Origin of the sequence: Mycobacterium sp. 012931, assembly GCF_000419295.1 — a bacterium.
In the GTDB taxonomy this organism is placed as follows: Bacteria; Actinomycetota; Actinomycetes; order Mycobacteriales; family Mycobacteriaceae; genus Mycobacterium; species Mycobacterium marinum.
Genome location: NZ_AOPX01000001.1, coordinates 3,738,452 through 3,764,765, shown reverse-complemented (window position 1 = coordinate 3,764,765; position 26,314 = coordinate 3,738,452). Strand labels below are relative to the sequence as shown.

General features: G+C 67.1%; 15 protein-coding genes and 3 pseudogenes. 10 read left to right on the top strand and 8 right to left on the bottom strand.

Annotated elements, in window-relative coordinates:
- Window positions 1-180 precede the first annotated feature (180 nt).
- Entirely contained in the window at window positions 181-1,041 is an 861-nt protein-coding gene (locus MMSP_RS16575) for a hypothetical protein (protein WP_036427352.1), read from the bottom strand.
- 262 nt (window positions 1,042-1,303) lie between these two features.
- On the opposite strand from MMSP_RS16575, the gene MMSP_RS16570 reads away from it, so the two are divergent.
- Together MMSP_RS16570 and MMSP_RS16565 are read left to right on the top strand one after the other, a co-directional pair.
- Window positions 1,304-2,815: an MFS transporter gene (locus MMSP_RS16570; RefSeq protein WP_020787560.1), complete on the top strand. Its 1,512-nt coding sequence runs from the start codon at window positions 1,304-1,306 to the stop codon at window positions 2,813-2,815.
- Window positions 2,816-2,945: 130 nt separating this feature from the next.
- Window positions 2,946-4,367: a PE family protein gene (locus MMSP_RS16565; RefSeq protein WP_036427350.1), complete on the top strand. Its 1,422-nt coding sequence runs from the start codon at window positions 2,946-2,948 to the stop codon at window positions 4,365-4,367.
- Window positions 4,368-4,418: 51 nt separating this feature from the next.
- Here MMSP_RS16565 and MMSP_RS16560 read toward each other — a convergent pair.
- Window positions 4,419-7,740 (bottom strand): annotated as a pseudogene (locus MMSP_RS16560) (protein kinase).
- Window positions 7,741-7,840: 100 nt separating this feature from the next.
- Window positions 7,841-8,212: an STAS/SEC14 domain-containing protein gene (locus tag MMSP_RS16555; protein ID WP_011741014.1), complete on the bottom strand. Its 372-nt coding sequence runs from the start codon at window positions 8,210-8,212 to the stop codon at window positions 7,841-7,843.
- A 344-nt stretch (window positions 8,213-8,556) separates the two neighbouring features.
- On the opposite strand from MMSP_RS16555, the gene MMSP_RS16550 reads away from it, so the two are divergent.
- The 5 genes and pseudogenes from MMSP_RS16550 (at window position 8,557) to MMSP_RS16530 (ending at window position 16,602) form a co-directional block, all read left to right on the top strand.
- Complete coding sequence (locus MMSP_RS16550; RefSeq protein WP_020787555.1) at window positions 8,557-11,013, top strand: plasma-membrane proton-efflux P-type ATPase; 2,457 nt, start codon at window positions 8,557-8,559, stop codon at window positions 11,011-11,013.
- Window positions 11,010-12,377 (top strand): APC family permease, encoded by a 1,368-nt coding sequence (locus MMSP_RS16545; RefSeq protein ID WP_015355401.1) that lies wholly within the window; start codon window positions 11,010-11,012, stop codon window positions 12,375-12,377. The genes MMSP_RS16550 and MMSP_RS16545 overlap by 4 nt, the downstream gene beginning before the upstream one ends.
- A 92-nt stretch (window positions 12,378-12,469) precedes the next feature.
- A complete protein-coding gene (locus tag MMSP_RS16540) occupies window positions 12,470-13,207 on the top strand; it encodes a hypothetical protein (protein WP_036427348.1) in 738 nt (245 codons plus the stop codon).
- Between the two features lie 228 nt (window positions 13,208-13,435).
- Window positions 13,436-15,262, top strand: coding sequence for a serine/threonine protein kinase PknE (locus tag MMSP_RS16535; RefSeq protein ID WP_020787552.1), 1,827 nt, complete (start codon window positions 13,436-13,438; stop codon window positions 15,260-15,262).
- Window positions 15,263-15,331: 69 nt separating this feature from the next.
- A pseudogene (locus tag MMSP_RS16530) lies at window positions 15,332-16,602 on the top strand (acyltransferase).
- A 9-nt stretch (window positions 16,603-16,611) separates the two neighbouring features.
- Here the strand turns inward: MMSP_RS16530 and MMSP_RS16525 are convergent.
- Window positions 16,612-18,108 carry a potassium/proton antiporter gene (locus MMSP_RS16525; protein ID WP_012394310.1) on the bottom strand — a complete coding sequence of 499 codons (1,497 nt, stop codon included), beginning with the start codon at window positions 18,106-18,108 and terminating at the stop codon, window positions 16,612-16,614.
- Between the two features lie 246 nt (window positions 18,109-18,354).
- Here MMSP_RS16525 and MMSP_RS16520 point away from each other — a divergent pair, with 246 nt between their 5' ends.
- From MMSP_RS16520 to MMSP_RS16510, 3 genes are all read left to right on the top strand, one after another.
- Window positions 18,355-19,077 carry a TrkA family potassium uptake protein gene (locus tag MMSP_RS16520; protein ID WP_015355406.1) on the top strand — a complete coding sequence of 241 codons (723 nt, stop codon included), beginning with the start codon at window positions 18,355-18,357 and terminating at the stop codon, window positions 19,075-19,077.
- 69 nt (window positions 19,078-19,146) lie between these two features.
- Window positions 19,147-21,510: a Tex family protein gene (locus MMSP_RS16515; RefSeq protein WP_020787548.1), complete on the top strand. Its 2,364-nt coding sequence runs from the start codon at window positions 19,147-19,149 to the stop codon at window positions 21,508-21,510.
- Window positions 21,511-21,725: 215 nt separating this feature from the next.
- A complete protein-coding gene (locus MMSP_RS16510; protein WP_020787547.1) occupies window positions 21,726-23,195 on the top strand; it encodes a DUF4185 domain-containing protein in 1,470 nt (489 codons plus the stop codon).
- Window positions 23,196-23,203: 8 nt separating this feature from the next.
- Here MMSP_RS16510 and MMSP_RS16505 read toward each other — a convergent pair whose 3' ends face one another.
- The 4 genes and pseudogenes from MMSP_RS16505 to uppS all read right to left on the bottom strand — a co-directional run bounded on the left by MMSP_RS16505 (window position 23,204) and on the right by uppS (window position 26,299).
- Window positions 23,204-24,328 carry an FAD-dependent oxidoreductase gene (locus MMSP_RS16505; RefSeq protein WP_020787546.1) on the bottom strand — a complete coding sequence of 375 codons (1,125 nt, stop codon included), beginning with the start codon at window positions 24,326-24,328 and terminating at the stop codon, window positions 23,204-23,206.
- Window positions 24,325-25,077: pseudogene (locus tag MMSP_RS16500) on the bottom strand (DUF1295 domain-containing protein); the annotation flags it as partial. The pseudogene MMSP_RS16500 and the gene MMSP_RS16505, both read right to left, overlap by 4 nt.
- A 98-nt stretch (window positions 25,078-25,175) precedes the next feature.
- Window positions 25,176-25,343, bottom strand: coding sequence for a hypothetical protein (locus MMSP_RS27575; protein ID WP_020787544.1), 168 nt, complete (start codon window positions 25,341-25,343; stop codon window positions 25,176-25,178).
- Window positions 25,344-25,606: 263 nt separating this feature from the next.
- Window positions 25,607-26,299: a polyprenyl diphosphate synthase gene (gene uppS, locus MMSP_RS16495; RefSeq protein ID WP_235065773.1), complete on the bottom strand. Its 693-nt coding sequence runs from the start codon at window positions 26,297-26,299 to the stop codon at window positions 25,607-25,609.
- Between the last annotated feature and the right edge of the window lie 15 nt (window positions 26,300-26,314).

The following is a 26,314-nucleotide window of genomic DNA, read 5'->3' as shown; positions in this document are numbered from 1 at the left end:
GGCGAGCCGAAATCATCTGCTGTACAACGGAGTTCCGTCGCGGGAACGGATGCCCGACGAGGCCGCGTGGCAGCGGGTTTCGGCATCGGGCGCGAAAGTTCAACGAGGACAGGGGCCTTGTCGCGGTCCGCTGTTTCGCCCGCGCGAGGTCACCTCGCGACCATACGATCCGAGCAGTGGCTAAAAGTCGCGCCGTATACTCATCGGCGTCACCGAGGGCAGGTCACCCGCGGAAATCACGGTCTTTGCGACCTGTGTCAATGCCTGGAACAACGCGTCCAGCTCGGCGTCGTCGAGACCGTCAAAGGCGCGCAGCGCCAGCGCATCGGTGGTGTTCTCCAGGTGCTCATGCAATTCGCGCCCGGCGGGCGCCAACGATCCTTCTTCGGTGAGCAGGCCGCGGCCGACCAGGCTGTTGACACAGGCTTGCCACTCGGCGTCGTCGTAGTGGCGGGTTAGTTTCATGTAGTCGTTGGGGACTCCGTCGGCCGCGCAGTGGAACACATTTGACTCGCGTCCGGAGACGCCGGCGGCCACCAGCACCGCTACGTGGCTGTCCCCGCGATGCTCGCGCAGCAGGGTCGTTGCGTGCCACAGCGCCGCGACCGGATCCTCTGGCCACGGCAGGGCGCGATTGGCGGCAAACAATGCGCGCCCCTCCAGCGAAGCCCGGCTGGCGGCGCTGCCGGCCAGCCGGCCAGCGCTGCGCACGTTGTCGTCGTCGGTGAGCCCGTAACGCCGTAGGGCAGCCACCGCCGAATCTTGGCGAGCCTGCAGCGCCAGCCGCGGCTCGGCGATGTCCCAGGCCGCGGGCAGGGCCTTGGCCACCCGTGCGGGTGCGAAGTTGTAGAAGGCGGCTGTCACGACCTCCGGCGCCACCTGGCCCAGCGGGGCCGATCGGGCGGCGAAATAGCCCATCCAGAATCCGCGGTACCCAAGGTTGGCCAGGGCTGCCCGGGCCTCCGGAGCAAAATATGTGACGGCGTGGATGGGTTCGAAGCGATCGTATAAACGCCGGGCCAACTCGGGTGTGCGTTGCATTCCCGAAGCTAACCACTTGGTGGCGCCCCGCGGGAGCGCACCCGCCCCGACGGGTCCCGCGGCGGCCGCCAGCACCGTGATCGCCCGGACTCGGGTCGGAAGGTCGCCTACGAGTTTTGCCGATTGATTGGCTAATGTCGCTGGACGGCGCCTTTGGTTCCGGTGAGCCCGCGGTATGTCCCGGCACCGAAGACGTCGCGCTCGAGGCCTGTCGATACGCGCCGGTGCGTACCCGACTGCCCACCCAGAAACGGAGTCAGCGATGAGCGCACGCGCGCAAACCGGGACCATCTCGACGCACGTACCTGCACGGCTGGACCGGTTGCCGTGGGGACGATTCCACTGGCGCGTCGTGATCGGGCTTGGCGGCGTGTGGGTCCTCGACGGGCTCGAAGTCACCATGGTCGGCAACGTGTCGGCGCGGCTGACCGAGCATGGCAGCGGGATCAACCTGACGCCCGCGCAGATCGGCGTGGCGGCGTCGTTCTACATCGCCGGGGCCTGCCTGGGGGCACTGTTCTTCGGCCACCTCACCGACCGCTTCGGGCGGCGCAACCTGTTTCTGTTGACCCTCGCGGTGTACCTGACGGCCACCGTGGCCACCGCATTCGCCTTCGCACCTTGGTATTTCTTCATCGCGCGTTTCTTCACCGGCTCCGGCATCGGGGGAGAGTACGCCGCGATCAACTCGGCGATCGACGAACTGATACCCGCCCGCGTGCGCGGCCGCGTTGACCTGATCATCAACGGCACCTATTGGCTGGGTTCGGCCGCTGGAGCGGCCGGGGCGCTGGTCCTGTTGGACACCTCGAATTTCGCGCCCAACATGGGGTGGCGGCTTGCCTTCGGCTTGGGTGCCATCTTCGGCATCTTTGTGCTGCTGGTCCGGCGCAACGTCCCGGAAAGCCCACGCTGGCTGTTCATTCATGGGCGTGAGCAGGAAGCCGAGCAGATCGTTCGGGAGATCGAGGAGGAAGTAGAACGCGACACCGGCCAGCGGTTACCTGACCCGCCGGGGCGGCCGCTCAAGATACGTCAGCGTCAAAGGATTTCCTTGTGGGAGATCGCCCGGGTCGCGTTTACCCGCTATCCGCGGCGGGCCTTTCTTGGGCTGGCGCTGTTCATCGGTCAAGCGTTCCTCTACAACGGGGTCACGTTCAATCTCGGCACGTTGCTAAGCGGCTTCTACGGTGTCGAATCCGGACACGTGCCGCTGTTTTTCATCGTGTGGGCGCTGAGCAACTTTGTCGGGCCCCTGGTGCTGGGGCGGCTCTTCGATACCGTCGGCCGCAAGCCCATGATCACGATGTCCTACATCGGATCCGCGGTGATAGCCGTGGTGCTCGCGGTGATATTTGTGAACCAGACCGGCGGTGTCTGGACGTTCATCATCGTGTTGGCGGCGGCGTTCTTCCTGGCATCGGCGGGCGCGAGCGCGGCCTACCTGACGGTCAGCGAGATCTTCCCGATGGAGACCCGAGCCCTGGCCATCGCCTTCTTCTACGCGGTGGGCACCGCGATCGGCGGCATCAGCGGCCCGCTGCTGTTCGGTCAGCTGATCGAGTCCGGGCAGCGTAGCCAGGTGTTCTGGTCGTTCATCATCGGTGCCGCGGTGATGGCCGTGGCCGGCCTGGTCGAACTCTGGCTCGGCATCGCCGTCGAACAGCGCCCACTGGAAGAGTTGGCGCTGCCGCTGACGGTGGCCGACGCCGAGGACGACGACGAACCGGCCGATGGGGCGGGCGCGCGGGGCGCGCAGCACCCCGGGAGCTGAGGCGGCGCCGCCGAAAAGCCGCGGGTGGCCGGCCGTGGGACGTTACGATCGGCGTCTGATCTGCCTTCAGCATCAAGGGCGCTTTCCGGGTGCGAAGCCAGGCCTTGACCGGGCCGACGAGAGGCGCGTGATGTCGTACGTGAGCGCGGTGCCCGAGGCGGTGTCGGCTGCGGCCACCGATCTGGCCGGCATCGGTTCAACGATCGCGGCGGCCAATGCCCTCGCCGCCGTCCCGACAACCGATCTGCTGGCCGCGGCTGCCGATGAGGTGTCGACGGCCATCGCGTCGCTGTTGGGCACGCATGCCCAGACCTATCAGACCCTCAGCGCCCAGGTGGCGGCGTTTCACCGCCAGCTGGTGGCGGGCTTGCACTCGGGCGCGGCCGCCTACACCGCCGCCGAGGCCGTCAACGCCGCGGCCGCGCAGAACCTGGATCTGGCCGTGTCGTTCAGCGGGGTGCAGCTGCTGCAGCGGGGCAGTGCCAATGCCACCACCGCGGGTTTTGGCTCGCTGGCGGTCGCCGTCGGCGAGAACAGCACCGCCCGGGTCGGCGGCGGCGTATTCAACGGTGCCTGCGCCATGGGGGCCGACAGTTTCGCGGCGGTCAACGACGTCACCGGGGGCGCTGCCGCCTCCGGCGGCTTCAACATGGCCGGAGCCTTCGGCGCCAGTGTCGCGTCGGTGAACACCGCGGGCTCCGACAACGGGGCCACCGCGAGCGCGGACGGCAGCTTCAACAACGCCTGGGCCTTCGACGGCAGCGCCGCCGAAGTCAACACCGCCCGCGCGGACGGTATGGACGCCGTCGCGGGGGCCACCGGCAGCTTCAACACGGTCGGAGCCTTCGGCGGCGGCGCCGCGCTGGTCAACGATGTGACCGCCCAGACGTTCACCGGCGCTGCCAACGCCGACGCCACCGGCAGCTTCAACCGGGCCTGGGCCTTTGACCAGTACAGCGACGCCGAGGTCAACCAAGCCATCGCCAACGCCAACCTGAACGGCACCGCCACCGCCAGCATCGTGGGCGACTTCAATGTGGCCGGGGCGGTCGGCAACAGCCTGGGCGCCGTCAACTTCGCCGATTCCGCCGCCACCGGCGACACCACCAGCGGCGTAGTGACCGGCAATTTCAACTCGGCCTGGGCCATCAGCGACATCCAGAACGCCGACGTGGCCACCGCCAACCCCGCGCTGGCGATGGACGGCGGCACCGCCGTCTCCCACGGCGACTTCAACGCCGTATTCGGCGTCGGTGGTGGCAGCGCTATTGCCAATGGCGCCACGGCGGTGACCGCGGGCACTGCCGCCGTCAGCGGCGGCGTTTTCAACACGGCCGCGGCGATCGGCTCGTCGACCTTAGCCGAAGTCAACCCCGCCAACGGCGGTGTGGCCATCGGTGCCGGAAACAATGCCTGGGCACTGGTCACCGATGCCCAGGCCAGCGCCGGTGCCGGGAACTTCAATCTCGCGCTCGCTCGCGCGTACAAGGCGGTGGCCGACGCGACCGGCGGCAACGGCATCGTCGATATCCAACCGCCGTTTTTCTGGTGAGCAGCAACCTGGACGGTGCCGGAAACCAGGTCCCGAAACTAGGTCCCGAAACTAGGTAAGGCCGGCTTCGACGGCCAGGCGCACCAGCCCCAGCTCGTTGCAGCGTTGTGCGAGGCCGGCCGACTCCGGATCGGGCTGCAGTCCCGCTGCGCGCAGCGTTTCGGCCAGCAATAGCTGAGCGCGCAACGCCGCCCACGGTCGTAGCGTGGCATCAATACCGGTCAACAGATCGCGAGCGCGTCGGTGGGCGTCAGCGCGGTCCTGCTCCGAACCGCCGGCCGACAGCAACCGAATAGCGGAGGCTTCATCGAGTTCGTAGGTGAGCGTGACCATTCCGTCGTCACTCGAGTTGTGGCGGGTATCGCGCAGCCGGGCAGAAACCGGCGGCGAGAGGCCGATGCCCAGCCTGACCCGCTCGTGGTTGATCGCCGCTGACAGTCGCGGTAGGTGCAGCTGGTCGGCGACCGCCATCCCAGCCTCCAGCCGCTCCGCCGCTGCGGCGCAATCCCCGTGCGCCGCATTGACTCTGGCGCCGGCCACAAACCGCGCCACCAGGTAGTCCACTCCGCCGCCCTCCGGGCTCAGCCGATAGCTCTCGTCGAGCAGGAGCTTGGCTTCGGTCAATTCGCCGACATCGTGCAGCATCTCACCGAGGAAGGCGCCGGCGATCCGCGTCGCGTTGGAGTTCGTTCCGCAACTCTGTGCGATCTCCACGGCTCGCCGGAACTCGGCGACCGCGGTCGCAATATCGAGCGCAAACTTGGCGGCCAAGCCCAGATAGCACCGCGCGTAGACGCTGACGAACGGGCCCATCATCTCTCGGTAGGGTGTTGCCCACGCCAAGAGGCGGCGCACTTGGTCGAACTGGAACCGGTAGAGCGCGGCGAACGCCGATACGTTTCCGGCGACCGCGGGCACCCGCGGATGAAACGTTTGCGGCCTCGAGAGTGCCTCGGCGACAAGCGTGTCCACCCGGTCGATGCGGTCGGCGAACGTGTCCGCGACCGCCTGTAGCACATCGGCTTCCACCCGCAGGTCGGCTTGGGTGGCCGGGTCCGCGTGATCGAGCGCCTTCGTGAACAGATTGAGCGCGGCGGGCACCTTGCGTTGCAGCAGGATGTTCGCCCAAGCGATGGCCAGTTGCAGCCGCTCCCGGGAGACGATCAGCCGTGGCGGCAGCTTCTTGACGATCTCGAGCAAGGTCGTCATCTTGGACTGTTCGAGCAGGTTGGTTTCGTCATCCTCGACGAAGTCGACGGCAAGAGCGGGATCGCCGGCCGCCAACGCGTGCTTGACGGCATCGTGGAGCCGGTCGTGTTCTTTGAGCCACAGCGCCGCGGTGCGATGCAGCTGCGCGACCCGCTGCGGATCGTCGCGCTCGAGCCGGCGGCGCAGAAACTCGGCGAACATCTGGTGGTAGTGAAACCAGCCCGGTTCCCCGTCGACCGGCTGCAGAAACAGGCCACGCTGGGCGACCTGCTCCAGCAACGCTTGGCCCCGGGGCACCTGCGCCAGGGCCGAAGCCAGATCCGCGCATATTCGCTCGGGAATCGAGGTGGCCAGGACGAAATCGACGATCTCGGGTTCCAGTGAGGCCAAGACATTCTCGGCGAGGAACTCACCGATCACCTCGCTGGTGCCGCAGAGCTTGCCGACCAGCGTCGACGCGTCGGCGCCGCCTCGCACGGACAGCCCGGCCAGTTGCAGCCCGGCGGCCCAGCCATCGGTTGACTCGGTCAGGGCGGCCACATCGTTGCCGGTCAGCGATAACCCACCGAGGCTGTCGAAGAATGACGTCGCCTCGCCGGAGTCGAAACGCAAAGCCGCCGAGTCGATCTCGACCAGCTCATCGGCCAGTCGCAGTCTGCTCAACGGCAGTCCCGTCCGGGACCAGCTGGTGACGATGATCTGCAGGTGATGGCACCCGTGTTCGAGCAGAAAACTCAGGGCGGCGATGGTTTGGCTGTCGGACACGCGCTGCCAATCGTCGACGATCAGGGTGGTCGGCTCGTCGGCGTCGTGCAGGGCGTCGATGATCGACGTCAGTAGGTAGCGGCTCCCGTCGTCGCCGTGCTCCTCGAGTACGTGGTCCAGTGACTCGGCCACCCCCGGATGCACCCGCCGGATCGACTCCAGCAGATGCGCCAGAAACCAGACGGGGTTGTTGTCGCCATCGTCGATCGTCAGCCACGCGACCGCGACGCCCGCGCGCACCAGTTCCTCGCGCCACTGGGCGGCCAGCGTGCTCTTGCCGTACCCCGAGGGCGCGTAGATCAGAATGAGCCGGCGCCGGCCGGCCGCGCTGAGCGCGTCGGTCAGCCGCCGGCGGCTGACCCGCGACCGGGCGGGAACCTGGGGACGATACTTGGTCGCGGGGGTGGGCGGTGCCGGGGTGCATGGGTGTCGTGTCCGTACGTCGACCGGGCGGTGGCCAGATCGCTGCGGGGCGCCCCCAACTCGACCGGGTGCGCCATCTCGTCGACGGCGACGCCATGTTCACGCTGAACTTGGCGAAGTTGCTCACCAAAAGCGGCGGCACTGTCGGGACGATCCGCGGGATCGCGCGCCATCGCCTTTTCGATCACCGAGGCCACGTCGGCCGGCAGGCCTTCCCCACGCAGATTCGGGATCGGTTGCGAGGTGATCCGCAGAAACTGGGCCACCACCTTTTCACCGCGGCGGCGCTCGAAGGCGGCATGACCGGTGATGGCGGAAAACAGTGTCGCACCAAGTGAATACACATCCGACTGCGGCGTCGGCGGTGCACCCTCGAGCACCTCGGGGGCGGTGAAGGCCGGGGAACCCGTGATCGCCCCCGTCGAGGTCTGGAAACCTCCGGCGATCCTGGCGATGCCGAAGTCGGTGAGTTGCGGCTCGCCGTAATCGGAGATCAGGATGTTTCCCGGTTTGACGTCACGATGCAGCGTGCCTACCCGGTGCGCGGCCTCCAGGCGCCGGCCACCTTGACCCCGAGCCGCACCACCTCGCCTCAGTCCAGCGGCCCGTTGCGCCGGACCAGCGCTTCTAGCGAGTCGTTCTGGTGATACTGCATCACCAGGAACGGACGGCCGGTCGCGGTGGTACCGACTTCGAGGATGGTGACGATGTGCGGGTGCCCGGACAATCGGCCCATCGCGCGTTGTTCACGCAGGAACCGATCGAGGTTGTCTGGATCGAGGTCAGCCGTCAAGACCTTGACCGCGACGGTGCGATCCAGGGACGGCTGGAAGGCGCGATAGACGATGCCGAAGCCACCGCGTCCGACTTCGGCGACGTTCTCGAATCCGGCATCGATGAGCTCGCCGGGGATACCCGAAATGCCACCCCGCTGGGCAGGGTGTGCCTGCGTTGTGTACGGAGCATCCTCAGCCATCGATGGTCACCATCCCTCGCTGAAACACCACCGTAACGCCCAGTGGCTCGGGTGCACAGGCCCTTTGCTCCAGCGCGCCCGAACGGCGTTGAGCGTGGGTCTAGCCGGATTCTGCGCTGACCCAGGCGCGGGCTTCCTCGGCTTGCGTCGGGGTGAAGGTGCGCAGCTCGCCGGGCATCAGGAACCCGACGAATTTCACTGTCTGCTTGATCCATTCGATGTTGGTGACCACGGCAAACCGCTCCCACCGGAGGAAGTGGCTGAATCCCAGCTTGGTGTCCTCCCACATGGCGCCAGGGTCAAAGCCGCCGAAATCCGAACCGATTTCGTAGTAGATGCGCACCTTGTCGTGGTTGAGCAGCCGCTTCTCGATATCGGGGATGACCACCGTCTCGTAGTCGTCCTTGGTGACATGCCCGTGACACACGAATGCCGCTACCTCGTCAGGAAAATCCGTCAATACCTCAATCATGCTGTCCTCCTCGTCGAGTGACTCGCACCCGTCCGGCCGGGCGCGCCGGTGGATGCAACCTCGACGCTATCCGGTGCGCGGTAGCCGAGTCAGGAGCAAATAGTCCCGACTTGACGAGGCTTTCTTCCTCCAGGCCGACTTCGAATCCCGCCAAACCGGCACGACGGTCGGCTGTTTGGTGTGTCGAAGCCCAGGCGGGCGCGGCTCGGCGTGACGGATGGCCGACATCGGTGTGGAATGGAGTCATTCGGCCCTGTTGCGGCGCGCAACGGCGATGCGAACGTGGGTTCAACAGATTGTGCGGTCGTGGGGCGGTGTGAAAACCGAGGTGGGAGGTGCGAGGGGTGACGGAGGCCACCGACGAACTGACGACACTGTCATTGGGACAGCTGCTCGATGAATTGGACAGCTCTGCACAAGGTTTGACCGCGACCGAGGCGTCGCAGCGATTGCAGCGATACGGCGCCAACGAGATAGCCGAACAGCGGCGCAACCCGGTGCTGGTTTTCCTCGGATATTTCTGGGCCCCGATCCCATGGATGATCGAGGCGGCGCTGGTGCTGTCGCTGGCGGCCCGGCACTGGACCGATGCCGCGATCATCGCGGGGCTGCTGATGATGAACGGCGGGGTGGCCTTCGTCGAAGAACATCAGGCGGCCAACGCAATCGCCGCGCTCAAGCAACGACTCGCCGCTTCGGCTCGGGTGCTGCGGGACCGCGCGTGGGTGACCGTTGCGTTGCGGGAGCTGGTACCGGGCGACGTGGTGCGGGTCCGGCTTGGCGATGTGGTGCCCGCCGACGTGCGGGTACTCGATGACGTGACGCTCGAGGTGGACCAATCGGCCCTGACCGGTGAATCGCTCGCCGTGTCGCGCGGGCAGGGGCAGGTCTTGTATTCGGGCTCGGTACTGGTGCGCGGCGAAGCCGACGCGGTGGTCTATGCGACCGGCGCCGCCTCATATTTCGGGCGCACCACCGCGCTGGTCGGTGAGGCGGGTACGGTCAGCCACTTTCAGCGCGCGGTGCTGCGTATCGGCAACTATCTGATCGTGCTGGCCGCGGCGCTGGTGGCGTTGACGGTGGCGGTCTCGCTGATCCGCGGCAACGCGGTGCTCGAGACACTGGAGTTCGCGCTCGTGGTGACCATCGCCTCGGTGCCGGTGGCATTGCCGGCGGTGCTGTTGGTGACCATGGCGGTCGGTGCCCGCAAGCTGGCCCGGCACCAGGCGGTGGTCAGCCATCTGCCCGCGGTCGAGGAACTCGGCGGTGTCGACCTGCTGTGCTCGGACAAGACCGGCACTCTTACCCAGAACCGGCTGGCGTTGACGGCCCAGTGGACGGCACCAGGTGTCGACAACCACGATCTACTCGGGGTTGCCGCCATGGCTTCGCGCTCCGAGAACAACGACGCCATCGATCTGGCCGTGCTGGCCGCCGCGGGTGCGCCGCCCGAAGTGCACGTGCAGGGGTTCACCCCGTTCGACCCGGTGAGCAAGCGCACCGAAGCCGCCATCGAGGACTCCGACGGGCGGCGATTCCGGGTGAGCAAAGGAGCACCGCAGATCATCGCCGCGTTGTGCGGGCAAGACGGGGTCAGCAGCCAGGTCAGCGATGTGGTTGACGGATTCGCCAGCCGCGGGTACCGCTCTCTTGGCGTGGCCCGCGCCGATGGCGACCAGACCTGGCGGCTGCTGGGAGTGCTGGCGCTGGCCGACCCCCAGCGTGCTGACTCCGCCGAGACCATCGCTGCGGCAAGGGAACTGGGTGTCGAGGTCAAAATGGTCACCGGTGATCAGGTGGCGATCGGCCGCGAAATCGCCGGTCAGGTGGGCCTGGGGGAGCAGATCCTGGACGCGGGCACGCTCGACAGCGCCGTTGACGACGACGAGTTGACGGTTCGGGTGGAAGCCTCCGACGGGTTCGCCCAGGTGTTTCCCGAACACAAGTACCGCATCGTCCGTCTGCTTCAGTGGCGCGGGCACATTGTGGGCATGACCGGTGACGGTGTCAACGACGCCCCCGCGCTCAAACAGGCCGACGCCGGCATCGCCGTTGCCGGGGCCACCGACGCCGCCCGCGCCGCCGCCGACGTCGTGTTGCTGGCCGAAGGGCTGTCGGTGATCGTGCACGCGATCCGCCAAGCCCGCGAGATCTTCGCCCGGATGACCAACTACGCCACCTACCGCATCGCCGAGACGATCCGGGTGCTGCTGTTGATCACTCTGGCGATCGTCTTCATGAACTTCTTCCCGGTCACCGCGGTCATGATCGTGTTCCTGGCGCTGCTCAACGACGGCGCGATCTTGGCCATCGCCTACGACCACGTCCGGGGCGCGAATCGGCCCACCGCCTGGGACATGCGCAGCGTGCTCACCATCGCTACCGCGCTGGGCATCATGGGGGTCGCCGAAACCTTCCTGCTCCTGGCGCTGGCCAAGCAGGTCTTTGGGCTGGATCAGGACCTGATCCGCACGCTGATCTTCCTTAAGCTGTCGGTATCGGGCCATCTGACCGTGTTCGTCACCCGTACCCGGCATGCGTTCTGGTCCAAGCCCGCGCCGGCACCCATACTGTTGGTCGCGGTCATCGGCACTCAGACCGTCGCCACCCTGATCGCCGTCTACGGTGCGCTCATGACACCGCTGGGCTGGCGTTGGGCCGCACTGGTGTGGGCATATGCGCTGTTCTGGTTCCTCATCGAAGACCGGGTCAAGCTGGCCACCCGCTACTGGCTCGACCGCCACGTGCGTCCCGACCGAACCCCCGGGCGCCCGAATCTTGTTCGAAACGCTGACAAGTGACGGCGCCGGCGTCGCCCCCGGCCAAGGGCAGCAGAGATTCCCCGGCGGGGCGCCAACGCGCGGGTGGACAGCCCGAGGGGGGTGAGCTTGGGGTCAGCGCGCTGGTGTCGATCGGTATCGGCGGCATGGTCGGTGGCGGGATCTTCTCGGTTCTGGGGTTGACCGTGCAGATCGCCGACGCGGGCGCCTACCTGTCGTTTGTTGCCGGCGGCGTGATCGCGGCTCTGACCGGGCGGTCCTATTCGTTGTTGTCGGTGCGGATTCGCAGCCGCGGTGGCACCGCGTTCTTTCTGGACAAGTGCTTCGGCACCGCGATCGGTGGGCCACTGAACGTGCTGCTGTGGCTGAGCTATTTCGTCATGTTGGGGCTGTACGCGGTGGCCTTCGGCAGCTACGGGGCGGTGTTGCTGGGAGCAGACCCGGACGGGCCCTGGCGCCGCGTCCTGGCCAGCGCAGTGGTGGTGGCGTTCGCCGCGTTGAACCTGGCCGGCGCGCAGATAGTGGGCCGGGCCGAGTCGTTTCTGGTGTACGGCAAGCTCGCGATCCTGCTGCTGTTCTGTGTGGCGGGGCTGGCCTTCGTCGACGGCAGCCGTGTCTCGCCCGCCCACTATCCTTCTTTCGGGGTGATCGTCTACGCCGGTGCATTGATCTTCTTGGGGTACGAGGGTTTTGAGCTGATCGCAAACGCCGCCGAGGACGCCCGGAATCCACGTCGCAGTCTGCCGTTGGCATACCTCATCTCGATCGGCGTGGTGATCGTTCTGTACGTGCTCGTGGCGTTCGTCGCGGTCGGCAATCTCGATGTCGCGCAAATCGATCACGACCGCGACTACGCGCTGGCCGTCGCGGCACGCCCGTTCCTGGGCTCGGCCGGCTTCGAACTGATCGGGATCGCCGCGGTGATTTCCACGGCCAGCGCCATCAACGCAACCCTCTACGGCACAGGAAAATTCACCTACCTGATGGCCCGCAATGGAGAACTGCCGGCCGCCCTGGGAAAGCCGGTGTGGGATCGGCCCATCGGCGGTCTGCTGGCCACGACCGCCGGCACCCTGGTCGTGGTGAATGCCGTTGACATCGAAGGCATTAGCCTGATGGGATCGGCCGGATTTCTGCTCATCTTCGCGGCCGTCAACCTGGCGGTGCTGCGACTGCGCATCACGCGCCTGACCCGCGTGCTGGCCGTCACGGGTGCGGTGGCCTGCGTCGCGTCTTTCGCGGCAATGACGGTCTATGCGGCCGCGACGACGCCCGCTCACCTTTGCGTGCTGGGCGGGTTCTTGGTCGGTGCGATTGTCGTGGAAGGCCTGGTTCGATTGCGCGGGCGGCATGTGAGTCATCCGCCGATGCGGCCCGAGCACTGATCGTCTTTTGCTGACCCGATCCGTGGCCGCCGGAAATGGTGTTCGATTACACCGATGAGCATCGACCAGGCCCCGGCACGGAGTCGCGTGCGATGAGCGCCCTGTTGGATGAGGTGCTAGACGCGCATGGGGGTCTTACCCGGTGGCGCAACGCCGCAACCATCCACGCTCGGGTGCGCACGGGAGGCCTGCTGCTGCGGACCCGTGTCCCCGGAAATCGGCTAGCCGATTACCGCATCACGGTCACCGTTGCGCGGCAGCGGGTGGTCTTGGACCCATTCCCGCGCGCCGGGCAACGCGGTGTCTTCGAGCGCCTGCAGGTGTGGATCGAAAGCGACGACGGGCAGGTCCTGAGTTCACGAACGAACGCGCGCGCGGCCTTCTTCGGTCGCTCGGGCCTGCGGCGGAATATCCGTTGGGATCCGCTGGATTCGGTCTACTTCGCCGGCTACGCCATGTGGAACTACCTCACCACCCCTTACCTTTTGACGCGCGAAGGTGTCGAGGTCAGCGAGGCGCAACCGTGGCAGCAAGGGGGCCAGACGTGGCGCCGGCTCAGGGCCAGCTTCCCGGCCACCATCGACACCCACTCACCGCGGCAGACCTTCTACTTCGATGGTGACGGTCTGCTTCGCCGCCATGACTATGTACCCGAGGCGATCGGACACTGGGCACGGGCCGCCCACTATTGCGTCGAACCGATCGAGGCCGACGGGCTGGTGTTCCCGACGCGTCGGTGGGTCCACCCGATCGGCCCCCGAAATCGCTCGCTGCCCTTCCCGACGCTGGTCTCGATCCAATTGGCTGATGTGCACGTCGACACCGAGTAGTTCGGGCGTCGGGCACCGCGGTTAGCGCGCAGACGTGTGGGTGCGGGTGCCGGGGGCCATCGCAGGGGTCGGTCTTCTCGCCATTCACCGCGCCCCGGCAATCCCGAAACGATTAGCCTTATGCCTACACACCACCGCGTACTCGTATCCGGCGCGGTCAATGCCCAGGGGCGAGAGGACGCTTCGAATCGGTTTGCGGCGTGCGGAAGGCGGGGTGAGGAGTCGGCGATGAGTGACGCGACCGCGGATTCGCGGGAGGGTTCGCAATTCGGTCCGTATCGGTTGCGGCGGATAGTCGGCCGCGGTGCCATGGGCGACGTCTACGAGGCCGACGACACCGTGCGCGAGCGGGTTGTGGCGCTCAAACTCATGTCGCAGACGCTGTCGAACGACCCGGTATTCCGTACCCGTATGCAGCGCGAGGCTCGTACCGCGGGGCGGCTGCAGGAACCGCACGTGGTGCCGATCCACGACTACGGCGAGATCGATGGCCAGCTGTACGTGGACATGCGACTGATCGACGGCAAGGACCTGGCGGCCATGCTGAAGCGGTACGGCCCGCTGCCCCCGCCGCGGGCGGTGGCCATCACGCGCCAGATCGGTTCCGCCCTCGACGCCGCGCACGCCGCCGGGGTGACCCACCGTGACGTCAAGCCGGAAAACATCCTGGTCAGCCACGACGATTTCGCCTATCTCGTGGATTTCGGCATCGCCAGCGCTACCTCGGACGAGAAGCTCACCCAACTGGGCAGCACCGTGGGAACGCTCTACTACATGGCCCCCGAACGATTCAGCAGCGGGGACGTGACCTACCGGGCCGACATCTATGCGCTGGCGTGTGTGCTGTACGAGTGTTTGACGGGCTCTCCGCCCTATCGAGGTGACCAGCTCAGCGTGATGGGCGCGCACCTCAGCCAGCCGATTCCGCGGCCGAGCGCCGCGCGACCGGGTATTCCGGCGGGTTTCGACAACGTGATCGCCCGTGGCATGGCCAAGGACCCGGCGGACCGGTATGCCACTTGCGGGGACCTGTCCGCGGCCGCCTACTCGGCGCTGGCCACACCCGACCAGGATCGGGCCACCGACATCTTGCAGCGCAGCCAGGTGGCACAGCTGCCGGCCGGATTCGCGAGTACCCCGCCCGGCGGTTTTGCGCCCAGCTCGCCGGCGGTGCCGGTTCCCGGGTCCGCGCCAAGCACCGGATGGCCGGCGCCGTCGGTTCCCGGCGCGCCGGTTGCGCCCAGCGCACCCGTGCCGACGCCGTGGGCCGGCGTCCCAGGCTGGGGCGTGGGACACACCGGAACCACCGGGGCGCCGCCCTGGGGGCAACCGCCGCCGCAGCCCACCGTCGCGGCCAAGACCTGGCCCTGGATCGCCGCGGCCGTCGCCGTGGTGGTGGTCATCGCGGGTGTGCTGAGTGTGGTCATCGCGCACCCTTGGCGCTCGCCGGGTCCGCCGACGGCAAGCGCCCCGCCTCCGCCGCCGCCCGACGCGGTGCAGCTTCGGGTGCTCAATGACGGCGTGTTCATCGGCAGCTCCGCCGCGACAACCACCATCGACATCTTCAATGAGCCCATCTGCCCGCCCTGCGGTGCGTTCATCAGGTCATACGCCAGCGACATCGACGCCGCGGTGGCCAACAAGAAGCTGGCGGTGCGCTATCACCTGCTCAACTTCCTCGACGAACAGTCGCACACCAAGACGTACTCGACTCGGGCGGTGGCGGCCAGCTACTGCGTCGCGGCTCAGGACGATCCCAAGGTCTACACCGACTTTTATGCCGCCCTGTTCGCCAGCGACTTTCAGCCCCAGGAGGCCGCCGCATCAGATCGCACCGACGCCGAACTGGCCCATCTGGCGCAAACCGTCGGCGCCAACGGCACCGCGACCAGCTGCATCAAGGCGGGAAACGACATGGGTACCGCCCGTACCAAGGCGGCGGCCGCTGACGCGACGCTGTCCGAACTGAACGCCAGCGGCACGCCCTTCGTGTGGGACGGGAGCAAGTCCATCGACCTGCAGAATCCGAGCTGGCTGACCAAGCTGATCGGATAGTTCCAGCACCCCGGGAAACGCGTAGTCTTACTCATTCGCGCCGGCCCACGGCTACGCATGCTTGGTTGCATGCGAAAAACGTCGCTTACCCCTGACCCCGCCGCACTCGCCAGATCCACCCCGCCCGGGCGGGACCGCGCTGTCGACGTCGCACGCCTGTGGGCCCTGGTGGTGGTGATGTTCGGGCACCGCGCCCTGCTGCTGGCCACCATCGACTCGCACGGGGTGCGCATCGGCAACCTGCTCGGCGAACTTCCAGCGTTGACCCCGTTGTGCCCTGGGGCGCCTGGCTATTGACTCGGGCGCAGCGGCTGTGCCGGCCGGTGTTCTGGTATCTCGCGGCGTGGACGGGTGCCCTGGTTGTCGTGCGCGCGACGCTGGGTGCGCAGTCCGCGGCCGGACTCGGGCGAGAATGCGTCGCGCTGTTGTGGTTCCTCGGTGTCTATCTGGTGGTCCTTGCCTTCGTGCCCGCCTTGACGCGACTGCGGACGGGGTATGGGATCGCCACCGTCTCGGTGACCCTGCTGGTGCTGGCCGCCGCGGTAGATCAGATTCGTCTCGCGGTGGGCACCGCCGAATCGGGGGCCGCAAATTTCTTGATCGTGTGGCTGATCCCCGTGGCGCTCGGTGTGGGCTACGCGCGCCGGCTGATCGGCCCGCGCGCAGCCCTGGTCGCCGCCGTCGCCGCGTTCGCCGCACAGCTGCGCCTGGCAGGCACCGGCGTCTACGACGTGTCGCTGGTCGTGACCGGAGCCGACCGGATGTCGAACGTGGCGCCACCGACACTGCTGCTCGCGCTGCACTGCACCTGGATGTCCTGCGCGTTTGTTGCGGCCGCGGCAGTCATCCGGCGCTGGGCGGCACGGCCGCGGGTCTGGCAGCTGGTCGCGATGGGCAATGGGGGAGCCATGACGCTGTACTTGTGGCATATCCCGGCCATCGCTGTCGCCGCCTTTGTGTTGCATGCGGTCGGGCTGGACGCTTTCGACGTGCACACACCCTGGTTCTGGTGCCTGCTGGCGCTGCGTGCCGTGGTGTTCACCCTCGTCATGGCGGCGACGTTTTGGCTGCTGTCTCCGCTCGAACATCGTCGGCTGCCTTGGTGGGACGAACCGGTGCCTGTCGTCGGTACCCGTGCCAGCGCCGCCGGTTTGCTGGTGTGTGGCGCCGGTGTCGCCCTGCTGTTGGTGGCCAAGAACGGGCTCAGCGGCGCGCCCGGGTGGGTATCGCTGGGGTGTTTCCTGGTGGCGTTGGTGGCGGCGCGGGCCATGACGGGCCCGCCGTCCGGGGCGGGCGAGGCTCAGCGTGCACCGGCGGCGGTGCGGCAGCGGGTCGGCTAGGGCGCGCGGTCAGTCCGGCTCGCCGTATTCGTCGAACCAGTAGGCGAGCTTGCCCCGCCGGCTCACGGCACGAAGCCGGGATTCGGCGGCGGCACGGGTGGTGCTGGTCGTCACGATGAGCAGTTCGTCGCCACGCTGGATCCGGGTGTCGGGCATCGGGACGAACGTGTGTCCTTTGCGGATGATCAGCGTGATCACGGCTGGATCGGGGAGCCGCAGTTCGAGCACGGTGACGTTGTGCAGCCGCGACGGCGGCTGCACGGTCATGGTGACCAGCTCCGCGTCGAGCACGTCCAACGGCGCCGCTTCGACCTGGATCTCCCGGGTGGCTTCGCGCGATATCAGCCCTAGCAGATGAGCGATCGGGCGCAGGCTCGGACCCTGTACCAGGGTGAACACCACGACCAGCATGAACACGATGTTGAGCAGGCGGTAGCTGTCAGGAACGCCCGCGACGATCGGAAAGGTGGCCAACACGATCGGAACCGCGCCACGCAGCCCGGCCCAGGATAAAAAGACCTGGTCGCGCCACGGGATGCGAAAGCCGGACAGTGAGAGCACGACCGAAAGTGGCCTGGCGACCAGCAATAACAGCAGACCGACCACGATCGCCGCGATCAGGTCGTGTATCACCTCGATCGGTTCGACCAGCAGTCCGAGCAGCACAAACAGACCGATCTGCGCCAGCCAGCCCACTCCTTCGGCGAACGACCGGGTAGCCGCGCGGTGCGGCAGTCCGGTGTTGGCCAGCACCACCGCGGCCAGATAGGCGGCGATGAATCCGCTGGCATGGCTCTCACCGGCGGCCGCGAACGCGACCAGCCCCAGCCCAAACGTGGCAATCGGGTACAGGCCCGAGGCGGGCAGCGCGATGCGCCGCAGCGTGAACGCGCCGAGATATCCGATCGCCAGTCCGATCGCGGCGCCGACGAGTAGTTCGAAGACCAGGGCCTCGAGTGCGGCCGCTGGCCGGAACGCGAAGGGCACCTCACTGAACATGAGCACCAAAATCACCGCGGGTGCGTCGTTGAAGCCGGATTCGGCCTCGAGCAGGCCGGCCACCCGCCGGGGCAGGGGCAGGACCCGCAGGACCGAGAACACCGCCGCGGCGTCGGTCGAGGAAACGATGGCCCCCAACAACAGCGCGGCCTGCCAGCTGACGCCCAGTACCAGGTGCACCCCGACCGCGGTCACGACCATGCTGACCATCACCCCGACGGTGGCCAGCGTGGCCGCGGGTGCCAGGACTTTGCGGATATCGCTGAATCGGGTGGTCAAACCGCCCTCGACCAGGATCACCGCCAGCGCAGCCGTGCCCATGTTCCGGGCGAGTTCCACATCGTCGAACCGCAGCCCGAACCCATCCTCGCCCACGATGACGCCGACCAGCAGGAACAGCAGCATGCTGGGAAAACCCACCCGCGTCGCCAGCCGGGTACCGACGATGCTGGCCAGCAGCACGAAGCCGCCGATCAGCATGGCCAGGTACAGCTGCTGCAAGCTCATTGGTTCCCGTCCCGATGTGGTCTCGGCGGCGTGTTGGTTCTGCGTCGGTGTCGTCGTTTTTGCATGGTTATGCGTCGCTGAGCGCACTACGCCCGATGGGGTTGCGAGCAGGCGGCGACCTGGCTGCGACGCAGGTGTGGTGCCAGTACATAGATACCAGCTAGTCGAAGCCGCAGGCCGCTCGGTGTGTACCGGGTGAAGGTCTCGGCCCGGATACGACAAGATGGCTAGGTGCCGGTTGTAAGGATGCGGGTCGGGATCGCGGGTGCGGGAAAAGTCGGCCGTTCGGTTGCCCAGGAGCTGCTCGACGGCGGCCACAAGGTGCTGTTGATAGAACGCGAACGCGACGACTTCGAGCCGAATTCGGTTCCCGCGGCGGATTGGCTCCACGGCGATGCGTGTGAGTTGTCGACCTTGCAGGAGGCGGGCGCGCAGACCTGCGACGTGGTGATCGCCGCCACCGGAGACGACAAGGCAAATCTGGTGGTGGGTTTGCTGGCCAAGACCGAATTCGGAGTGCCCAGAGTGGTGGCGCGGATCAACGACCTCCGCAACGAGTGGTTGTTCGGCCAGTCCTGGGGCATCGACGTGGCGGTGTCGACCCCGGGTGCCATGGTTGCGGGCATCGAGGGTGCCATCGATGTGGGCCACCTGGTTCGCATGATGGGGCTGCGTGAGGGCCGGGCGGCGCTGACCAAACTGACCCTGCCCAGCGACAATCCGCTGGTCGGCAAGCGGGTATCGGAGTTGGAACTGCCCAGCAATACGGCGCTGGTCAGCGTGCTGCGCGGTGATGCGGTGCGGGTGCCGCAGCCCGATGACACGCTCGAACCCGGCGATGAGCTGCTATTCATTGCCGACAGCTTTCTGGAGCGCTCGGTCTGGGCCGCCGTGTACAGCACGATGCCATCGCGCGCGCCGCTCGGGCTGGCGGGGCGACCGTCTGGCCTGCGCAATCGGCACGGTTGAGGGCCGGCGCGCGGCGCGCCATGCCCGGTTGCCGGGCGGTGTCGCACGGCTTCGGTAGGGTCCATCCGCGTGAATCCAAGCGTCGCCACCAAGTCTGTAAACGCCCGTCTCGCTGAGGAACTGGCCATCGCGGAGGCCCAGGTGGTCGCCGTCGTCCGGTTGCTCGACGAAGGCGCAACCGTCCCGTTCATCGCCCGCTATCGCAAGGAGGCGACCGGCAGCCTCGATGATGGGCAACTGCGCACCCTCGAGGAGCGCCTGCGCTACCTGCGGGAGCTTGACGAGCGCCGCGCCGCGGTGCTGGCCTCCATCGAGGAACAAGGCAAGCTGACCGACGAGCTGCGGGCCACCCTGATGGCCGCCGACACCAAGGCGCGGGTCGAGGACATCTACCTGCCCTACAAGCCCAAGCGCCGGACCAAGGCCCAGATCGCTCGGGAGGCCGGTCTGGAGCCCCTGGCGGACCGGCTGCTGTCGGACCCGACGCTGGCCCCGGAGTCCGCGGCCGCGGAGTTCATCAGCGACGACGTCGCCGACGCCGCGGCGGCACTGGAGGGGGCGCGGCACATTCTGGTCGAGCGGGCCGCCGAGGACGCCGAGCTGGTCGGAGCGATTCGCGAGAAGTTTTGGTCGGACGCGTCGCTACAGACGGCTCCCTGGTCCGCCGACGTCGTCACGACCGCTGCGGCCCAGAAATTTCGGGATTACTTCGAGTTTTCCGAGCCGCTACACACCATGCCGTCACACCGGGTGCTCGCGGTGCTACGCGGCGAAAAGGAAAAGGTCCTTTCCCTCAATTTCGACTGTGGCGAGGACAGCCCGTATGAGGCGATGGTCGCGGCAACCCTGGACATCGACCTATCCGCAAAGGCCGCGGCGACCCCGTGGCTGGCCGCCACGGTGAGTTTCGCGTGGCGCATCCGGCTGATCTCGTCGGCAACCATCGACGCGCGGGTCCGACTGCGACAGCGCGCCGAGGTGGACGCCGTCTCGGTCTTCGCGAAGAACCTCAAGGACCTGCTGCTCGCTGCCCCGGCTGGCGCACGAACGACCCTCGGCCTTGATCCCGGCTTCCGGACGGGCGTGAAAGTGGCCGTCGTCGACGGGACCGGCAAAGTGGTGGACACCTGTGCCATTTATCCGCACCAGCCGCAGCGGCAGTGGGACACGGCCAAGGCGACCCTGGCCGCGCTGATCGCCCGGCACCGGGTCGACCTGATCGCCATCGGCAACGGCACCGCCTCGCGCGAGACCGATGCCCTGGCGACCGAACTGATCAGCGACATCCGTGGTGCCGGGGCGACACCACCGGCCAAGGCCGTGGTGAGTGAGGCCGGGGCGTCGGTGTATTCGGCGTCGGCCTATGCGGCTCACGAGCTACCCGAACTGGATGTCACCCTGCGGGGTGCGGTGTCGATCGCCCGGCGGCTGCAGGACCCGCTGGCCGAATTGGTGAAGATCGAGCCGAAGTCGATCGGGGTGGGCCAGTATCAGCACGACGTGACGCCGGGGATTCTCGCGCGCAGCCTTGACGCCGTGGTCGAGGACGCGGTCAATGCGGTGGGCGTCGACCTCAACACGGCGTCGGTGCCGCTGCTGGCGCGGGTGTCCGGTGTCTCCGAATCCTTGGCCGAGGCCATCGTGGCCTACCGCGACAACACCGGTCCGTTCCATAACCGCCGCGCGCTGCTGGATGTTCCGCGGCTGGGCCCGAAAGCCTTCGAGCAATGCGCCGGCTTTCTTCGGATCCGCGACGGCGAAGATCCCCTCGACGCTTCCGGGGTTCACCCCGAGGCTTACCCCGTCGTCCGGCGCATTCTGGACCGCACCGGGGTTGCGCTGGCCGAGATCATCGGCGACGAACGGTCGTTGCGATCACTGCGGCCCGCGGATTTCGCCGATGACCGATTTGGCGTCCCGACCGTGACCGACATCCTCGCCGAACTCGAAAAGCCGGGGCGCGATCCGCGACCGGCCTTCATCACCGCCACATTTGCCGCCGGTGTCGAGAAGGTGGCCGATCTTAAGGTGGGCATGGTTCTCGAGGGTGTGGTGACCAACGTCGCCGCGTTCGGGGCTTTTGTAGACGTCGGTGTGCACCAGGATGGCTTGGTGCATGTCTCGGCGATGGCTGAGCGCTTCGTGTCCGATCCGCACGAGGTCGTGCGGATCGGACAGGTGGTGCGGGTCAAGGTCGTCGACGTGGACGTGGAGCGCCAGCGCATCGGGCTGAGCCTGCGGCTGAACGACGAGCCCCAGCGTGACCGGGCCAACCGCGCCGACCGCGCCCCGAAGCCCCGTGGCGGCGCTGACAGCAAACTCCGGCGCGACCAGCGAAATCCGCACCATGCCAAGGGTGCTGGTCGCCGGGATAGCAGCTCATCCGGAAGCTCCATGGCCCAGGCATTGCGCGACGCCGGCTTCGGGAAGTAGCCGCGACGCCGGCGCCACCGCGACCAGATGGGCCGGGCCGGCCGTGATCGCATCCGACCAGGGCCGGCGCCGGGGAGTGGAGCAAATGCGTTGCGACACGGTCACAGACGGGTACCTATCGGGGGATCGATGATCACAAAAGCCCCATCGATCACTATCGTCACATCAGCCTACTGCGGACGTCAACGTGATGTTCGGGCGCTGGAAGGTGTTACATGTCGACGATTCATCGACTCGTGTCGTTATTGGTGGCGTCGGCGGCCGCATTCGGGTTCATCGGTGCGGTGGGTCTCGCGCCCATGGCTTCCGCCGTGCCCTGCAGTGGCGATGCAGCGAATGCTCCGCCACCGGCGAACGCGGTGGTGACCGCGCCGTCATCGAAGACCCTCGGCCCGATGACGCGAGGGCTGCGGCCGCGGGGCGCCAACGAGCGTGCGCCCCTGCCCAAGCTGGGCCCCTTGTCACGACTGCTCAATCCGGGTGCGCGGCGCTCCGCACCGGTGCAACAGCAGGCTGCGGTACCGGCGCCGGCGCCGCCCAACCCGGCCAACCAGGCTCCCAACGCCACCCAGATCGCTCCCGATGCGGCGCCCATCCCCGCCCCGGCCCCGCCGCCACCTCCGGATGGGTCGGATGCCGGTGGGGCACTTGGCGGTGCGACGACGTCGCTGGCGGAATGGGTGACCGGACCGGACAGCCCCAACAAGACCCTCGAGCGATTCGGCATCTCCGGCACCGACCTGGGCATCCTGTGGGATAACGGCGATCCCGCCAACCATCAGGTGCTGATGGCCTTCGGTGACACGTTTGGCTATTGCGCTGTCCGCGAGCATCAATGGCGATACAACACGCTGTTCCGCAGTCAGGACCGTAACCTGGCCGACGGACTGCACGTGACCCCCGGCGATCCAGTCAACCGGTACTCCGGTTCGCCGATCAGCCAGCCGGGCTTTTCCAAGCAGATCATCAGCAGCATCAAGTGGGCGCCAGACGAGACGGGAATCATTCCGACGTCAGGCATTGCCGTGGGCAAGACCCAGTACGTCAGCTTCATGTCCATCCGGGACTGGGGCCGCGACGGTGAGTGGACGACGAACTACTCGGGCATCGCGGTTTCCAAAGACAACGGCCAGAACTGGGGAGTTTTCCCGGGGACCATCCGCGCGTCCGGGCCCGATAGCGGACGAGTGCGGTTCGTCCCGGGCAATGAGAACTTCCAGATGGGGGCATTCGTCAAGGCCAACGATGGCTACCTCTACTCGTTTGGCACCCCACCGGGGCGTGGCGGTTCGGCCTACCTGGCGCGCGTCCCGCAGCGTTTCGTGCCCGATCTCACCAAATACCAATATTGGAACGGTGATTCGAACTCATGGGTGGCAGGAAAGCCGGGTGCGGCCACGCCGGTGATCCCGGGGCCGGTGGGTGAAATGTCGGCTCAATACAACACCTACCTCAAGCAGTACCTGGTGATGTACACCAACGGTGGCAACGACGTGGTGGCTCGCACCGCCCCGACTCCGCAAGGACCCTGGAGCCCGGAGCAGATGCTGGTCTCGTCGTGGCAGATGCCCGGCGGCATCTACGCACCGATGATGCACCCGTGGTCCACCGGCAAGGATGTGTACTTCAACCTGTCGTTGTGGTCGGCATACAACGTGATGTTGATGCACACGGAACTGGCATAGCAGGGGGATCAGGTCAACGGGTGGTTCTTGCGCACTCCCCGGTACATGCCCCAACGGACCACCACCGGCATCACCACCCGGTGCACCGACCAGGACGGAAGGCGCAGCGAATGGCCGGTGGGCAGAAAGACTTCCAGCCCGTCGGGCTGGATGCCCAATAGCGAACCCCAGCGCCGCCGCGGCGCCCGATACGAGCGCAGCGGTTTTCCGGTGAACTCGGCGCGAATGTTGTTCGCCACCAAGGCATCGCCACGATTTCGTGCCGAGCTGCGCAGCGGATCGCTGGCAGCCACGTCGCCGACCGCGAATACGTCGCGCCGGCCGGGGACCCGCAACTGCGGGGTCACGCGGACGAAACCATGATCATCGAGTAGCTGCTCGGGCAGCCAGCCGGTGTTGGGTCGTACCTTCCCGATCGCCCACAGCACGGCATCGGCGTGGGCCGCGGGTTGTCCGGTGGTCCACCGCACCGGTGCATTGGTGATCTCATCGCCGGTGAACGCGTCGGGGGTCACCGCGCGGTGGCCGGGATGAAGGCCCACTCCCAGTCCGGTCAGCCGGCCGCGGATGCGCTGCCAGGCCCGGGGATGATAGGCCGTCAACGGGCGTTCTCCCGGGAAATAGAGGTCAATCTGCTTGTCTGGCCAGGTGGTTGCCATGTTGACGGCGCTGCTCACCGCCGCGGCGCCGCCGCCGATGACGATCACCGATGCGGCGGCGGCCAACCTGTGGTGTGCGGCCTGCAGCTCGGCGCCGATGTCGGCGGGCGACTGCAATGTCGGCCGACGCCAGAAGCCGTTGCTGACCCCGGTCGAGATCACCAGGGCGTCATAGGCTTCGGCGAATGTCGTGCCATCATCGCAGCGGACGAATACGGATCTGGCGGCAAGGTCGACGCCGGTCAGTTCGGCCTGGATCGTGTGTACCCGGTCCAGACGCCGGAACTTGTCGAACGCAATCCAGTAGTCGCGGGCCCAGTCATGCGGGCGGGTGAGCCGCACACCGAGCTCCTGGCCGCTCACCAGGGCGGGTTTGGCCGAGATCCCCACCACGTCACAATGGCGGGACAGCCGGATGGCGATCAGCACTCCCACATCACCCAGCCCGGCGACGACAACGCGCTTGCGGTTCATGTCATCGATCGCCGGGGCGGTCTGGGCACAAAGCGCGGCACTCGGTCGACTACCTCGCGATACTGCGGGCGCCGTTGCAGATTGCGCGTTTCCATCATCGGAATGCTGGCGCCCAGGAACATGGCAAGCATCGCGCCCGCACCGGCGAACAACCACCACGCGTCCGATGGGGAAGCGGACACGCCGAACAAGGCCAAGGCAAACCAAAAGCCGAATTCCCCGAAGTAGTTGGGATGCCTCGACCAACTCCACAACCCATGGTCCATGACCGCACCGGGTCGCCGGTCGCGGACGAATGCGTGCAGTTGACGGTCCGCCAGGAATTCGAAGGCCACCGCTGCCAGACCCACCCCGAAGGCGACGATTGTCAGCCAGCGAACGCCGGGGCCGGCGCGGGTGATGCCGACATAGGCGGGCAACATGCCCGCGAACACTTGCCCGGTGGGTATGAGGTGTATCGCCACCAGATCGACGGCGAATTCCCAGCGGCCAGCACGCTCCCGCAGCAGGGGGTAGCGCCAGTCCTCGTGGTGTAGCCCCGCAAATCCGCGGACCCAGTTCGCCGTCAGGCGCACCGTCCACACCCAGATCACGATGGTGATCAGCCAGCAGCGCAATCGATCAGCCGACGATCCAGCGTGAGCCCACCAATACAGCGCCAGCAGCGGTGGGACGACACTCCAGTACGCGTCATAGAAGCTCGAGTTGTGGTAGGCGCGGCTGAAGGCGAAAACCACCAGGGTGGCGAGCCAGGGCTCCGGCGTTCCGAAGCCTGCCGGATCACCGCTTTGACCGCCAACCGCCGCCTAGACCTCCTCAATCCACAATCCCCCAGCTCACAAGCCTGCTAATCAACAACGCCGGAGCCCTGGGTGGCGAGCACGTCGGCCGCCAACGTGTCCAGCCATAGCCGTCCGGTGGTCGGCCCCCACGCCAGCCAGGCGGCGCCCACCCCGACAGCGACGACGTAGGCGCCGCCGATGATCGTCAATGATCGTCGTTTGGTGGTGGTCATTGGCGGGCGAAGCCGTTGGCGCGCATCACCGCGCGCCTGCATGATGGGCAATTCACTTCGGCTGCTCCACTTTTCACCGACCGCCTGCCGGCGTGTGACGGACTGCGCCGGCCAACCGGCGTCGCGTCACCACTGGGCGAACTGTAACACGTTCTATTGATGCCCCGGTGAGTCGCACTCGGTGGAACAGCAATCGGCGTCGGGGCGCTTTCCGCCCGCGCGGCCGTGGCGTACGCCTTGATGCGGCGGAAGGCGGCAGGCGGCTACGGGCTCTGCTCGCGGTGTGAGGTTCCTAGGGTGCGGACGCGCTGTCCGAACTCGATGAGCGCGTTCTCGAGGTGCTCGCGAGTGAAGTCCGGCCACAGTTCATCGAGGAACAACAGTTCGGAGTAGGCCGATTCCCAGAGAAAGCCGTTGGACAGGCGCCGGTCGCCCCCGGTACGGATGACGAGGTCCGGATCTTGCATCTCGGGCGCGTAGAGCAGCCGGTGGAACGCCTCCGGGCCACCGCCGGTGTAGCGCTCCGCGGCATCTAGCACCTCCTGGCGGCCGCCATAGTTGAGCGCGACGAACAGTGTCATGCGGCCGTTGTGGGCTGTTGCGGCCTCGGCGCGATCGATCGCGTCAAGCACGTTGTGCGGTAGGCCGACGCGCGCGCCTACGACCTTTAGCCGGATGCCGAGAGGTTCCAGTGCCTGGATGCCACGATCGAACAGGGTGCTGAAGATGTCCATCAGTCCGGAAACCTCGGCGGAGGCACGGCCCCAGTTCTCGGTAGAGAAACCGTAGAGCGAGAACTGCGTGAGACCCAGTTCGCAGGCATCGCGGACGCGGTTGAACGCCACCTCGCCTCCGGCTAGGTGGCCTTCCATCGCAGAAAGACCGCGCTGGGCCGCCCAACGCCCGTTGCCGTCGGGACACACAGCCACATTGAGCGGAAATCGTCTAGCTGTCACATCCGAGCGGTCCTT

Bases quoted from the DNA above. Each gene is read 5' to 3' on its own strand.
- MMSP_RS16575 (WP_036427352.1), bottom strand. From the start codon at position 1,041: ATGCAACGCACACCCGAGTTGGCCCGGCGTTTATACGATCGCTTCGAA.
- MMSP_RS16570 (WP_020787560.1), top strand. From the start codon at position 1,304: ATGAGCGCACGCGCGCAAACCGGGACCATCTCGACGCACGTACCTGCA.
- MMSP_RS16565 (WP_036427350.1), top strand. From the start codon at position 2,946: ATGTCGTACGTGAGCGCGGTGCCCGAGGCGGTGTCGGCTGCGGCCACC.
- MMSP_RS16555 (WP_011741014.1), bottom strand. From the start codon at position 8,212: ATGATTGAGGTATTGACGGATTTTCCTGACGAGGTAGCGGCATTCGTG.
- MMSP_RS16540 (WP_036427348.1), top strand. From the start codon at position 12,470: ATGAGCGCCCTGTTGGATGAGGTGCTAGACGCGCATGGGGGTCTTACC.
- MMSP_RS16535 (WP_020787552.1), top strand. From the start codon at position 13,436: ATGAGTGACGCGACCGCGGATTCGCGGGAGGGTTCGCAATTCGGTCCG.
- MMSP_RS16525 (WP_012394310.1), bottom strand. From the start codon at position 18,108: ATGAGCTTGCAGCAGCTGTACCTGGCCATGCTGATCGGCGGCTTCGTG.
- MMSP_RS16520 (WP_015355406.1), top strand. From the start codon at position 18,355: ATGCGGGTCGGGATCGCGGGTGCGGGAAAAGTCGGCCGTTCGGTTGCC.
- MMSP_RS16510 (WP_020787547.1), top strand. From the start codon at position 21,726: ATGTCGACGATTCATCGACTCGTGTCGTTATTGGTGGCGTCGGCGGCC.
- MMSP_RS16505 (WP_020787546.1), bottom strand. From the start codon at position 24,328: ATGAACCGCAAGCGCGTTGTCGTCGCCGGGCTGGGTGATGTGGGAGTG.
- MMSP_RS27575 (WP_020787544.1), bottom strand. From the start codon at position 25,343: ATGACCACCACCAAACGACGATCATTGACGATCATCGGCGGCGCCTAC.